The sequence below is a fragment of the Brevundimonas sp. EAKA genome (genome assembly GCF_000698025.1).
Taxonomy (GTDB): domain Bacteria; phylum Pseudomonadota; class Alphaproteobacteria; order Caulobacterales; family Caulobacteraceae; genus Brevundimonas; species Brevundimonas mediterranea_A.
The window spans coordinates 18,241-31,010 of the sequence record NZ_JMQR01000029.1; the positions used below are offsets into that span (position 1 = coordinate 18,241).

The following is a 12,770-nucleotide window of genomic DNA, read 5'->3' on the forward strand; positions in this document are numbered from 1 at the left end:
CGGACGCCTCTTGCCCCGTCGCCCAACCTTTTAACGTCAGGAGCCGACCGTGAAGCGGACCTATCAGCCGTCGCGACTCGTGCGCAAGCGCCGTCACGGCTTCCGCAGCCGGATGGCCACCAAGAACGGCCAGAAGATTGTTGCGCGCCGTCGCGCCAAGGGCCGCAAGCGCCTGACGGCGTAAGCGGCTCTCGCGTCCGGAGCCAAGGACGCATGAGCGACCCTTTACAGATCAAACGTCTGTTGCGGCGGCCCCAGTTCCTGGCGGCCGCCAAAGGCGTTTCCGAGGCGCGCGGCGGCGTGGTGATCCAGAGGCTGGAACGCGGCGACGGATCGCCGCATATCGGCGTGGGGTTCACCGCCACCCGCAAGATCGGCGGCGCCGTGGTGCGCAACCGCGCCAAACGCCGTCTGCGCGAGGCGGCGCGGGCCATGTTGCCCGTTCATGGCCTGCCCGGGAGCGACTATGTCTTCATCGCCCGCATGGGCACGACCGAGCGCGCGTGGGACCGTCTGCTTGACGACGTGAAATCGACGCTTACAAGGCTGGCGACACCGAAGGCTGATCGGCCTTCGCCCGCCCGCGCCCCCTCCGGCCAGGACCGCCCGAATCCATGACAAACGAGAACTCGCGCAACACGATCATCTTCATCGTGTGCTCGGCCCTGATCCTGGGGGTCTACTGGTTCGCCGTGCTGCGGCCGCAGGCCGAGCGCCGCGCCGTCCAGCAGCAAGCCCAGGCTGAACAGTCCCAGACGGCCGAGAACGCCGCCCGCACGGCGCTGAGCCCGCAGGGGCCGACCTTCGTGACCGACCGCAGCCAGGCGCTGAGCACGGCCGCGCGCGTGCCGATCCAGTCCGGCACCCTGAAGGGCTCGCTGTCCTTGCAGGGCGGCCGCATCGACGACCTGTTCCTGACCGACTACAAGGAGACGCAGGACAAGCCCGAGCCGGTCGAACTGTTCCGCCCGCAGGGCATGCAGAACGCCTATTTCGCCCAGTTCGGCTGGACCGGCCCCAATGTGGTCGGCGGGGTTCCCGGACCCAACACCGTCTGGCGCCTGACCGCCGGTTCGACCCTGACCCCGACGACGCCCGTCACCCTGACCTGGGACAACGGCCAGGGCCTGCGCTTCACCCGCCTGGTGTCGGTCGACGACCGCTATGTCTTCTCGATCCTGGACACGGTCCAGAACCTGGGAACCCAGTCCATCACCATCGCCCCCTACGGCAGCGTCCAGCGTCAGGGCGTGCCGCCGCTGGCCGGTTCGTCCCATATCGTCCACGAGGGCGCCATCGGCACCTTCGGCAAGCCGGGCGACTATCGGACCGAGCAGAAGAAGTACAAGGACTGGCTGAAGGAGCCCCGCATCGAGAACGCCTCGACCGGCGGCTGGCTGGGCATCACCGACAAATACTGGCTGGCGGCCCTGCTGCCCCAGCAGAACGAGGCGGTCGAGACCGAATTCCGCGTCCGCGACGTCAACGGCGGCCAGCAGCTGGAAGCCAATATCCTGGGCGCGGCCCGCACCATCCAGCCCGGCGGAACCGCGACCGAGACCCAGCGCCTGTTCGCCGGCGTCAAGCGGGCCGAGGTGCTGAAGACCTATGAAGAGACCCTGCACCTGCCGCGTTTCGTCTATGCGATCGACTGGGGCATGTTCTGGTTCCTGACGCGCCCGATCTTCTGGATCCTGGAGAACGTCTATGGCCTGGTCGGCAGCTTCGGCGTCGCCATCCTGGCCCTGACCGTCATCGTCAAGCTGGTGATGTTCCCGCTGGCCAACAACGCCTACGCCAGCATGTCCAAGATGCGGAACCTCCAGCCCAAGATGGAGGAGATCAAGAAGAAGTTCAAAGACGACCCGCAGAAGCAGCAGCAGGAGACGATGGCCCTGTACCAGAAGGAGAAGATCAATCCGGTCGCCGGCTGTCTTCCCCTCGTGCTGCAGATCCCGGTCTTCTACGCCCTGTACAAGGTGCTGACCGTCACCATCGAAATGCGTCACCAGCCCTTCCTGGGCTTCATCCACGACCTGTCGGCGCGTGACCCCTCGGTGGTGTGGAACCTGTTCGGTCTGATCCCCTGGAATCCGGCGACCCTGCCCCTGCTGGGCGGGCTGCTGGTCGGGCCGCTGGGCATCGGTCTTCTGGCGGTGGCCTATGGCCTGACCATGTGGCTGCAGACGGCGATGAACCCGCCGGCGGCCGATCCGGTCCAGCGCCAGATCTTCCAGTTCATGCCGCTGGTCTTCACCTTCATCATGGCGCCCTTCGCGGCGGGCCTGCTGGTCTACTGGGCCTGGTCGAACATCCTGACCATCCTGCAGCAGTATTACATCATGCACCGCTACAAGGCCGAGAACCCGATCGACGACTTCATCGCGCGCATCCGGAAGACGAAGGCCGCGTGATCGACGAAACCGAGTTCACCCCCGAAGAGATCGAGGCCGCGCGGATCCTGTTCGCGCGGCCGGCGACCTTCATCATGGGCGCCGCCAAGATCGAGCAACTGCCCGATCCCGACCTGCCCGAGATCGCCTTCGCCGGCCGCTCGAACGTCGGCAAGTCCAGCCTGATCAACGGCCTGGTCGGCATGCACAAGCTGGCCCGCGCCTCGAACGAGCCGGGGCGGACGCGCGAGGTCAATTTCTTCGACCTGGACGGCCGGATGCGTCTGGTCGACCTGCCCGGCTACGGCTGGGCCAAGGCTTCCAAGACGACGGTGCGCAAGTTCCAGGACCTGGGTCGCGACTATCTGCGCGGGCGGGTGACGCTGAAGCGGGTCTATCTGCTGATCGACAGCCGCCACGGCCTGAAGAGCGTGGACAAGGAGGCGCTGGACGCCCTAGACCTCGCCGCCGTCAGCTATCAGATCGTCCTGACCAAGGCCGACAAGCTGAAGAAGGGCGAAGGCGAGGCCGTTCAGGAAGCGACGCTGAAGGCCATCTCCAAACGCCCCGCCGCCTTCCCGGTCGTGGCCCTGACCTCGTCGGAAAAGGGCCTGGGCCTGCCCGAACTGCGCGCCGAGATCATGCGCACCACCGGCGCGACGATCGACTGACGCCGGTCGTCATCCTCCGGCGGCAATCCACCGGGATCGGCAAGGCCAGGCGGTGAAAAGTCCGGCGTCGGCGCCTGCGTCGAGGGCTGCGCAAGACCCCAAGCGGATATTCATGTCGGCGATCGCAAGCCTCGCCCCTGGCGCGACGCCAGGGGCGAGGCCGGGGCCTGCCTCACTGTGAAATCAGATGCGCGTCCCGAAGAAGCTCGCCGACCTCGGTGGCGTCGATCCTCTTCAGCAGAAAATCGCGGATGAACGCCGGTCCGGGAATATCGAGGGCCTTGCCGTCACGAACGTGCCCGACGGCGGCCAGCAGCTTGCGCACGTCATAGGTCGAGTTGAAGACCTCGGGAACGCCGCGCTCCACATTCAGCAGCGTATAGACAGCCTCCATCGGCGTGCGCACCGAATATTCGGTGGTGAAGATGCAGTCGCGCTCGGCCGACTCGGCGAACTGTCCGATGAAGGCGAAATTGACCGCGCCCTGGGGCACGACGTCCGGACGATCCCCCGCCTGCCGCGGCATGAAGAAGGCCGTGATGTAGGGCATCATCACCGGCACGGCCCTGGCGCCTGTCGCGGCCAGGTCGGCGATGTCCTCGACCGGCACGCCGAGGTGATAGAGCAATTCCTGGGTGATTTCCTCGCCCGTGCAGTCCTGCATCGGCTTCTTGACGAAATCCCCGGGGGTGTCGACGAACAGCGAATAGACCCAGATGACCACCTGGTCTTTCGGCTGTTGCTTGAAGTGCGGGTGGCGGCTGACGGTCCAGCTCATCAACCAGCTGGAATCCTTGACGGTGACGATGCCGCCGGTGACGACCGTGCCGCTGAATGGGTCGCGTTTGGCGATCTTCTGGATGTAGGCGGGGATGCGGGGGTCCAGCGTCGTGATCGTCGCCGATTCCCACTTGGTCTGGGCGATATGGGCGCCGAAGACGTCCGGGCGACCGAAGGCGGGGTCCTTGGCGGCGATATTGCGCCAGAGATCCCAGGCCGGAGCGGGACCCTCGTTCAGCCGGGCGGGCGTGTGATGGTCGCCATTATCGGAGTTCTCGGTCAGGGAGCCGATGGTCATGAAGACCAGATCGTCGGGGCCAAGATCCACGCCGCCGACCGCGCCGTCCTGCAGCCAGTGGATGCGGGTGGCCTGTTTACGCCCGGGCGTGATGTCGAAGTCGACGTCGGTGACCTCCACGCCGTATCGGAACGTGACGCCGTGATCCGTCAGCCACTTGTAAAGCGGCTCCACCAGCGATTCATACTGATTGTGGCGGGTGAACTTCAGGGCGCTGAAATCGGCCAGGCCGCCGATGTGGTGGATGAAGCGGTGGACATAGAGCTTCATCTCCAGCGCCGAGTGCCATTCCTCGAAGGCGAACATCGTGCGCCAGTAGAGCCAGAAATTGCTCTTCAGGAAGTCCTCGCCCATCACCTCGTTGATGCGCCGGTTCTCCATCTCCTCGCGGGTCGCCAGGAAGAGGGTGATGAGGTCCTTCTGCGCCCTGTCGTTCAGGGTGAGGAGAGCGACATCCTCAATGGGCCGGCCCTGGTTCTGGGTCGCGCGCTGCAGGGAGAAGTTCGGGTCGTCCTTGTCCAGCCAGTAGAATTCATCGAGCACGCTGGCCCCCTCGACCTCAAGCGAGGGGATCGAGCGATAGAGGTCCCAGAGGCACTCGAAGTGTTCTTCCATCTCGCGACCGCCGCGGATCACGAAACCCTTCTCCGGATCCTTGATCCCGTCCAGCGCGCCACCCGGCAGCGCCAGTCGTTCAAGGATGGTGATCCTGTCGCCGGACATGTGCCCGTCGCGGATCAGGAAGGCCGCGCCGGCCAGACTGGCCAGGCCCGAGCCGACGAAGAACGCCGTCTTGTTCTCTATGCCTTCGGGCTTGCGAGGCCTGGCGAAGGCTTCGTAATTTCCGCTGCTGTAGTACATGGCGACGTCCTTTCCGGTGGTCTCAGTGCGCTAGAACGGCGCGTCTATGTCGACGACGTCGATAAGCTTGTGGTTGACGAATTCCTTGATGCCCAAGCCGATGAGTTCGCGCCCATAGCCGGAGCGCCGCACGCCCCCGAACGGCAGGTCGGCCTTGACCATGGTTGGATGGTTGACGAACACCATGCCCGTGGAAATCTTCCGGGCGACCTCGGCGCCATGGGCGGGATCGCTGGTAAAGACCGAGCCGCCGAGCCCGAACGGGGAGTCGTTGGCGATGCGTATGGCGTCGGCTTCGTCCTTGGCTCGAAACAGCATTGAGACCGGCCCGAAAAACTCCCAGTGCCGCGCCGGGTTGTCGTCACCGACTTCGGTCAGAATGGTCGGCTGCACGAAGGCGCCCCGGTCAGGCGCGGCTGGTCCAACGGCTTCCGCCTTGGCGCCCAGCTTGACCGCTTCGGCGATCTTCTCCTTCACCTCATTGGCGGCGCCCTGAGAGGACAGCGGCGCGAGGGTGGTCTGGGGGTCGAAGGGATCTCCTGCGACCAAGGCCGCCACGCCCTGGCGGTAAAGGTCGAGAAACGCGTCATAGATCTCATCGACGATGATCATCCGTTTGGACGACACGCAGACCTGTCCGCCGTTCCAGTGGCGTCCAAACACCGCCCAGTCGACGGTCTTCTGAAGATCGGCGTCGGCCAGAACGACAAAGGCGTCCGCGCCCCCCAGCTCCAGGGTCGACTTCTTCAAGGCCTTGCCGGCCTGGGCCGCGACGACCGATCCGGCGGCTTCCGAACCGGTCAGGGCCACGCCCTGAACGCGAGGATCATTGAGGATGAACTCGATCTGCGAGCGCGTGGCGAACAGGTTCTTGAAAGCGCCCTCGGGGAGACCGGCCGCCTTCATCAGCGTCTCGAAAGCCTCGGCGCTTTGGGGGACGTTGGAGGCATGCTTGAGCAGCATGGTGTTCCCGGCCGACAGTTGCGGCGCGATGATCCGGGCGATCTGATAGTAGGGGAAGTTCCAGGGTTCGATGCACAGCAGCACGCCGAGCGGTTCGTGCGTCACCCGCGCCTCGCCCTCGGCCGGATGGGCGACGGGCAGGATTTCGTCGGCCAGCAGCTTTTCGGCGTTGGCGGCGTAGTAGTCGAAAATCTGCGCCGAAAGCTCGACCTCGGCCTTCGCCTCGGACAGCAGCTTGCCCATCTCGGTGGTCAGGATCGCGGCGAAGGCGTCGACGTCCTGTCGCAGGAGGCTGGCGGCGTTCCGCATCACTCTGGCGCGCTCGGTGAAAGCCGTTTCGCGCCAAGCCAGGAACGCGGCATGCGCGTGCTCAATGGCTTGAGACACCTCCGCGTCCGTCGCGTCGGGGAAGGTCTTGAGCACTTCGCCCGTAAATGGATTTGTCGTTTGATAGGCCACGATCGGTTCTCTTCTCAATGCGATGCAAATGTGTCGGAGGGACCGTCAGCCGCCGAGAGGGAGATCGCCGACCTGCGCCGGTCCGGCGGGGGGCGTCATCCCAGCCCAGCCTTGGCCGTTCCGGGTCTCGCTCAGGATCGATATCTTGATGGCCATAACGGAAGCCCGCCTTGCGCGATGTCGTCGCCGACCCCGTCGCTGTGGGCGCTTGCCGTACGAGCGGCCTTGACACAGATCAGTTCGCAGCGACTTTCCGCAGCGCATTTCGAATGCCGCCGGGGGACATGGGCGAAGGCTCAGCCCGTCGGCTTCCGCCTTCTGGTTTCAGGCGCGACTGGTTCGCTCACGCGCGCCGCTGGGCCCCGGCCTGCGCCCCGAAGACGCGGCTTGCCGGAGGATCACGAAAGAAAGGCCCGGAGATCGCTCTCCGGGCCTCAATCGTTCAGCCTGTCGCCCGCCCTACTGGGCGGCCGGCGCCGCCGAGCGGACTTCGACGGGCAGGCCAAGCGCGTCGAGCTGCGGCTTGACCACCGAGGCGTCCCCGACGACCACCCAGACGAAGCGCGACGGGTCGAGAGCGGCCTTGGCCGCGGCGTCCATCTGAGCCGCCGTCAGGGCGTTGGTGCGGGCGGCGACGGTTTCCGGATAGTCGTCCGGACGACCCAGCAGGTCATTGGTCCGCATGGCGCCCAGGACGGCGGCCGAGGTCTCGTAGCTGCCGGCCAGGCGGCGGGTGTTGCCGTTGACGGTGCGTTCCAGCTCAGTGGGGGTCACGCCCTTGCCGCCCTTAAGGAAGTCGTTGAACTGAAGGTTCAGGGCTTCGATGGCGGGGCCGGTCTGGTCGGCCTGGACCGGGGCGGTGACCAGATAGGGGACGCGTCCGGCGAAGCCGGCGACCGAGGCGTTGACCCCATAGGACCAGCCCTTGGTCTCGCGCAGGTCGGAGTTGATGCGCGACAGGAAGTCGTTGCCCAGCACATTGTTCGCGGCGTTGAACACCAGCAGGTCGTCGGTGCCCTGCGCCGCCAGAACCTCGCCGCCCATGATGTAGGACTGGGGCGACTGCGGGCGGTCGATCAGAACGATCCTGGACGTGGTGGCGGGGATCGAGCCGGAGAAGTCCTTCACGCCCTTGGCGACGGCCGGGGCGGTCCAGCGGCCGAACTCGGCCTCCAGAACCGGGGTGATCTCCGACAGGGGCTTGTCCGAGACCACGAAGATCTTGGCGTTGTCGGGCCGGATCCATTCGGCGTAGTCGGCGCGGATGTCGGCTTCGGTGATCGACTTGACGCTGGCTTCATCGCCATTGCCGCTGAAGGGGCGACCATAGGGGCTGGACGCGCCGTAGATCAGTTCCGGCAGGGCGCGGCTGGCCAGGGCGGCCGGCTGGGTCCGTTCGGCGGCGATGCGCGACAGGCGGGTGGCGCGCAGACGCTCCAGCTCGGACGCGGCGAAGGCCGGGTTCTTGACCACATCGGCCAGCAGGGCCACCGACGGCTGCAGGTTCGGCGTCACGGCCGAGAGCTGGACCACCGAACGGTCCATCGAGGCGCCGGTCGAGATGGTGGCGCCCAGGGTTTCCTGGGCCTCGGCCAGCTGGGTCGCATTCAGGGTGCGAGTGCCCTCGTCCATCAGGTCCAGCATCAGGCTTTGCAGACCCAGTTTCGACGCGTCGTCGGCGGCCAGGCCGGCGTTGAAGTCGATGGCGATCTTGGTCGCCGGCACCGCGTCGCGCTGGGCGTAGACCACCTCGACGCCGTTCGACAGGCGGGTGCGCTGGACCGCCGGGAAGTCGACGTTGGCGACGGCGGCGATCTCGGGCTTGGGCATGCGGGCCACGCGCTCGATCGGCGGGGCGGGGGTGTGGTTGGCCCCCGACGGCGCCTCGGCCGCCTCCTGATAGGCTTCGCGCTCGCCCGGCAGGGTCGTCAGCGTATAGGCCGGACGGGTCAGCCATTTCTGCATCGCCGCCTGGACCTGGGCCGGGGTCACCGCCGCATAGGCCTGGAGCTCCTTCTTGTAGTGTTCCGGATCGCCGGCGTAGAGTTGGCCTTCGGCCAGGGCCACGGCCTTGCCGCCGAAGCCGCCGACCTGCTCCAGCCCCTGGACGGTGCGCGAGACATACTGGGTCTTGACCCGTTCCACTTCGGCCGCGGTCGGGCCGTCGGCGATCAGGCCGTTCAGGATCTCACGGGCGCGGGCCTCGACGGCGGCGGGATCCTGGCCCGGTTTCACATCGAGGGTGATGTCGAACATGCCGACGCGGTGGAAGGCGCCGTTCGAGGCGCTGACCGAGACGGCGCTCTGCTCGCCACGCACCAGTTCGTTGTCCAGGCGCGAGCTGGCCAGGCCGCCCAGCACCGAGGCGCCGACGCTGAGGGGCACGGCGTCCGCATCCAGCATGCCGGGCACGGCCCAGCTGATCTGGATCCGGGCGTTGGAGACGCGGTCCTGGGTGGTCTCGGCGATCGGCGCGGCCAGGGTCGGGACGGAGGCCTGGGCCGGGGTGTTGACCGGACCGCGCGGGATGGGGCCGAAATATTTCTCGGTCAGTTCACGCGCCTTCGCGGGCGTGATGTCGCCGGCCAGGACCAGGACGGAGTTGTTGGGACCATAGTTGGAGCGGAACCAGTCGCGCACCGTCTCCATCGACGCCGCGTCCAGGTCGGCCATCGAACCGATGGTCGAGTGGCGATAGGGGTGGCCTTCCGGGAACAGGGCCTCCAGCTGCTTGTACTCGTTCAGGCCGTAGGGCTGGTTGTCGCCCTGGCGCTTCTCGTTCTGAACGACGCCGCGCTGCAGATCGAGCGTCTCCTGGGTGATGGCGCCCAGCATATAGCCCATGCGGTCGCTTTCCATGAACAGGGCCTGTTCCAGCGCCGGGGTCGGAACGGTCTCGAAATAGTTGGTGCGGTCGAACCAGGTGGTCCCGTTCATGTCCGTCGCGCCCATGTTGCGCATCGGGGTGAAATAGCTGCCCGGCGCATTCTCGGAGCCGCCGAACATCAGGTGTTCGAACAGGTGGGCGAAGCCGGTCTTGCCGGCCGGTTCGTCCTTGGAGCCGACATTGTACCAGACGGACACGGCCACGACCGGGGCCTTGTGATCCTCGTGGACCAGGACGGTCAGGCCGTTGTCGAGGGTGAATTTGGTGTAGGGAATATCGACTTCGGCGACCAGTTCGGACACCGCGCGGCCTGGAAGGCGGGGGCGGAGGCCTGAGAGGGAGTCTGGGCGGGCGCGACGGAGGCCCAGACCGGGTTGGAGACCGCCAGCAGGGCGGCCGCGGCGACAAGAGAACCGGCACGACGCATGGGATGACATCCTTGATTGCAGCTGGATCGGACCATAACGACGGTCGATCTGCTGGCAACGCGACCCCTTGAACATGAACAAAGCTTCATGTTCGCCCGCCTCAGCCCCGGAAAAGGTTGCATCCCCGGACCCCCGGTCTTATGCGCGCCTCAACTCCCCGATCCCTGCTGCCGAGTTTATCGAAAGAGCCGCCATGTCCGCCCCCGCCGACAAGCCCGTGAAGAAAGTCGTCCTCGCCTATTCGGGCGGGCTGGACACCTCGATCATCCTGAAATGGCTCCAGACCGAATATAACGCCGAGGTCGTGACCTTCACCGCCGACCTGGGCCAGGGCGAGGAGCTGGGCCCGGCGCGCGAGAAGGCGCTGAAGCTGGGCATCAAGCCCGAGAACATCTTCATCGACGACCTGCGCGAAGAGTTCGTGCGCGACTTCGTCTTCCCGATGTTCCGCGCCAACGCCCAATATGAAGGCGACTATCTGCTGGGCACCTCCATCGCCCGCCCGCTGATCTCCAAGCGCCAGATCGAGATCGCCCGCCAGGTCGGCGCCGACGCCGTCTGTCACGGCGCGACCGGCAAGGGCAACGACCAGGTCCGGTTCGAGCTGGGCTACTACGCCCTGGAACCGGACATCCGCGTCATCGCCCCCTGGCGCGAGTGGGAGTTCCGCAGCCGCGAGGCCCTGCTGGACTTCGCCGAGAAGAACCAGATCCCGATCGCCAAGGATAAGCGCGGCGAAGCGCCCTTCTCGGTCGACGCCAACCTTCTGCACTCGTCCTCCGAGGGCAAGGTGCTGGAAGACCCGGCGGTCGAGGCCCCCGAGTTCGTCCACCAGCGCACCATCTCGCCCGAGGACGCGCCGGACGTGGCGACCGTCATCGAGATCGGTTTCGAGAAGGGCGACGCCGTCTCGATCAACGGCGAGGCCATGAGCCCGGCCACGATCCTGACCGCCCTGAACCAGTACGGCCACGACAACGGCATCGGCCGTCTGGACCTGGTCGAGAACCGTTTCGTCGGCATGAAGTCGCGCGGCGTCTATGAGACCCCCGGCGGGACCATCCTGATCGCGGCCCACCGCGGCATCGAAAGCATCACCCTGGACGGCGGCTCCATGCACCTGAAGGACCAGCTGATGCCGAAATACGCCGAGCTGATCTACAACGGCTTCTGGTTCTCGCCCGAGCGCGAGATGCTGCAGGCCGCCATCGACAAGAGCCAGGAGAAAGTCTCGGGCACGGTCAAGGTCAAGCTGTACAAGGGCAATGTCTCGGTCATCGGCCGCGAGAGCCCCTACAGCCTGTATGATCAGGACCTCGTCACCTTCGAGGAAGGCGTCCAGGCCTATGACCACAAGGACGCGGCCGGCTTCATCAAGCTGAATGCGCTCCGCCTGCGCGTCCTGGCCAAGCGTGACGCCCGCAAGGCCTAGCGCCAGACCGCCCGAGGCAAGCCGATGACCGTCAAGGACCGTCTCAGGATCCACGAGACCCGGCTTCTCTCGGACAACTGGTATGTGCTGAAGACGACCCGGTTCGACTGGAAACGGCGCGACGGACGCTGGCAGACCCAGGAGCGGGAACACTACGACCGGGGCAATGGGGCGGTGCTGCTGCCCTATAATCCGGCGGCGCGCACCGTGCTGCTGGTGCGGCAGTTCCGGTTGCCGGCCTATCTGAACGGCTATGACGACCTGCTGATCGAGGCGGCGGCCGGCCTGCTGGACGACGCCGAGCCCGAGGTGCGGATCCGCGCCGAGGTCGAGGAAGAGCTGGGCTATCGGCTCGGCGCGGTGCGCAAGGTGTTCGAGGCCTTCATGAGCCCCGGCTCCGTCACCGAAATCCTGCACTTCTTCGTCGCCGAGTACGATCCGTCGATGAAGATCGGCGACGGCGGCGGCCATCCGGACGAGGGCGAGGACATCGAGGTGCTGGAGCCAACGCTGGACGAGGCCCTGGCCATGATCGCCGACGGCCGCATCCGCGACGCCAAGACCATCATGCTGTTGCAGCATCTGGCTTTGACGCTTCCGAAGTAGGCACCCGGTTTCGGCCTAGTCGGCGATCTCCGACCGGGCGATTCTGAGGATCGCCCGGCTGCGGTCGTCCGTGACCCAGATCGATCCGTCGGCGGCGACCGCCAGAACCACGGGCGAGCCGCGCGGCTGGCGACCCGCGACCGCGTCCCAACCCGGCGTCAGCACCTTGCCGCGCACGCTGGGCGCGCCGGCCGGATAGGGCAGGGCGCCGCGCGGGTAGATGGCGTAGCGTCCGCCGATGTCGGTCAGGGGACGGCCTTGCGCGTCGGTCTCCGCCGCCACGATCCGTCCAGCGGCGCGACGATAGCCGTGCCAGCTCATCAACAGCCGGCCGCGCAGTTCGGGAAACATCGCCCCTTCGTAATAGATCAGGTCCAGCGGCGCGGCGTGCGGCGGCAAGAGGGCGACCGGCCGGTCGCGCCGGTCGCAGCGGGCCTGGGCCGCGCTCCAGCCCGGCAGGGGCGTCGTCAGATCCACGCAATAGGGCCAGCCGTAATGGCCGCCCTGACGCAGGACGTTGATCTCGTCATAGGGATGGTCGGGCGTGGTCAGGTCGACGGAGTTCTCGCCCTGAAGGATCGTCCCTGACCGATGCCGCACCAGGGCGATGGAGTTGCGCAGGCCCGAGGCGAAGACGGTGCTGTCCTGCGCCCACCGTCCGTCGCCCAGATAGGCGTGGCGCCGCACCTGGGCCGTTTCGGCGCTGTCGGCGCATCCGCCTGAGCCATTGGCGCGCGCCCGCCCCCGCGCGTCCAGGCAACGGTCGCTGGGCGCTCCCACATTGACCAGCAGAGCGCCGTCGCCGTCGAAGACGAAGCTGGACAGGGGGTGGCGATTGTCGTGCAGCCGGTTGTCCGGCAGGTCGCCGATCACGGTCCGCACCGTCGCCGCCGGATCGGCCGCCTCGGGGTCCAGGGTCAGGATGCGGTTCATCTCGGACACATAGATCCGTCCGTCCGGGCCCCGCGCCACCGTGTGCGGCATGGACAGCC

10 protein-coding genes are annotated in these 12,770 nt (G+C 66.6%); 6 read left to right on the top strand and 4 right to left on the bottom strand.

Annotated elements, in window-relative coordinates:
- Positions 1–49: 49 nt before the first annotated feature.
- From rpmH to yihA, 4 genes are read left to right on the top strand one after another with little or no spacing between them, the layout of a single operon-like run.
- Positions 50–184: a 50S ribosomal protein L34 gene (rpmH, locus tag ER13_RS06305; protein WP_003164000.1), complete on the top strand. Its 135-nt coding sequence runs from the start codon at positions 50–52 to the stop codon at positions 182–184.
- Positions 185–213: 29 nt separating this feature from the next.
- Positions 214–618 carry a ribonuclease P protein component gene (rnpA, locus tag ER13_RS06310; protein WP_008262129.1) on the top strand — a complete coding sequence of 135 codons (405 nt, stop codon included), beginning with the start codon at positions 214–216 and terminating at the stop codon, positions 616–618.
- Entirely contained in the window at positions 615–2,414 is a 1,800-nt protein-coding gene (gene yidC, locus ER13_RS06315; RefSeq protein WP_008264320.1) for a membrane protein insertase YidC, read from the top strand. The genes rnpA and yidC overlap by 4 nt, the downstream gene beginning before the upstream one ends.
- Complete coding sequence (gene yihA, locus ER13_RS06320; protein ID WP_008261159.1) at positions 2,411–3,064, top strand: ribosome biogenesis GTP-binding protein YihA/YsxC; 654 nt, start codon at positions 2,411–2,413, stop codon at positions 3,062–3,064. Before yidC ends, yihA begins: the two co-directional genes overlap by 4 nt.
- A gap of 172 nt (positions 3,065–3,236) precedes the next feature.
- Here the strand turns inward: yihA and ER13_RS06325 are convergent, their stop codons facing one another.
- The 3 genes from ER13_RS06325 to ER13_RS06335 all read right to left on the bottom strand — a co-directional run bounded on the left by ER13_RS06325 (position 3,237) and on the right by ER13_RS06335 (position 9,614).
- Positions 3,237–5,003: an oleate hydratase gene (locus ER13_RS06325; RefSeq protein ID WP_035307659.1), complete on the bottom strand. Its 1,767-nt coding sequence runs from the start codon at positions 5,001–5,003 to the stop codon at positions 3,237–3,239.
- A gap of 30 nt (positions 5,004–5,033) precedes the next feature.
- Positions 5,034–6,425, bottom strand: coding sequence for an NAD-dependent succinate-semialdehyde dehydrogenase (locus ER13_RS06330; RefSeq protein ID WP_035307661.1), 1,392 nt, complete (start codon positions 6,423–6,425; stop codon positions 5,034–5,036).
- A gap of 459 nt (positions 6,426–6,884) precedes the next feature.
- The gene (locus ER13_RS06335; RefSeq protein ID WP_231492490.1) at positions 6,885–9,614 is read right to left on the bottom strand and encodes a pitrilysin family protein; all 2,730 of its coding nucleotides are present in this window, start codon (positions 9,612–9,614) and stop codon (positions 6,885–6,887) included.
- Positions 9,615–9,933: 319 nt separating this feature from the next.
- On the opposite strand from ER13_RS06335, the gene ER13_RS06340 reads away from it, so the two are divergent.
- Together ER13_RS06340 and ER13_RS06345 are read left to right on the top strand one after the other, a co-directional pair.
- Complete coding sequence (locus ER13_RS06340) at positions 9,934–11,172, top strand: argininosuccinate synthase (RefSeq protein WP_008263663.1); 1,239 nt, start codon at positions 9,934–9,936, stop codon at positions 11,170–11,172.
- Positions 11,173–11,196: 24 nt separating this feature from the next.
- Positions 11,197–11,778, top strand: coding sequence for an NUDIX domain-containing protein (locus ER13_RS06345; protein ID WP_008258858.1), 582 nt, complete (start codon positions 11,197–11,199; stop codon positions 11,776–11,778).
- Between the two features lie 15 nt (positions 11,779–11,793).
- Here the strand turns inward: ER13_RS06345 and ER13_RS06350 are convergent.
- Positions 11,794–12,770 (bottom strand): sorbosone dehydrogenase family protein (locus ER13_RS06350; RefSeq protein WP_035307669.1); only part of this gene is annotated, 977 nt, incomplete at its 5' end.

What these genes read in the sequence shown, in the direction of transcription:
- ER13_RS06345 (WP_008258858.1), top strand. Translation starts at nt 11,197, where the DNA reads ATGACCGTCAAGGACCGTCTCAGGATCCACGAGACCCGGCTTCTCTCG.
- rnpA (WP_008262129.1), top strand. Translation starts at nt 214, where the DNA reads ATGAGCGACCCTTTACAGATCAAACGTCTGTTGCGGCGGCCCCAGTTC.
- ER13_RS06340 (WP_008263663.1), top strand. Translation starts at nt 9,934, where the DNA reads ATGTCCGCCCCCGCCGACAAGCCCGTGAAGAAAGTCGTCCTCGCCTAT.
- yidC (WP_008264320.1), top strand. Translation starts at nt 615, where the DNA reads ATGACAAACGAGAACTCGCGCAACACGATCATCTTCATCGTGTGCTCG.
- ER13_RS06325 (WP_035307659.1), bottom strand. Translation starts at nt 5,003, where the DNA reads ATGTACTACAGCAGCGGAAATTACGAAGCCTTCGCCAGGCCTCGCAAG.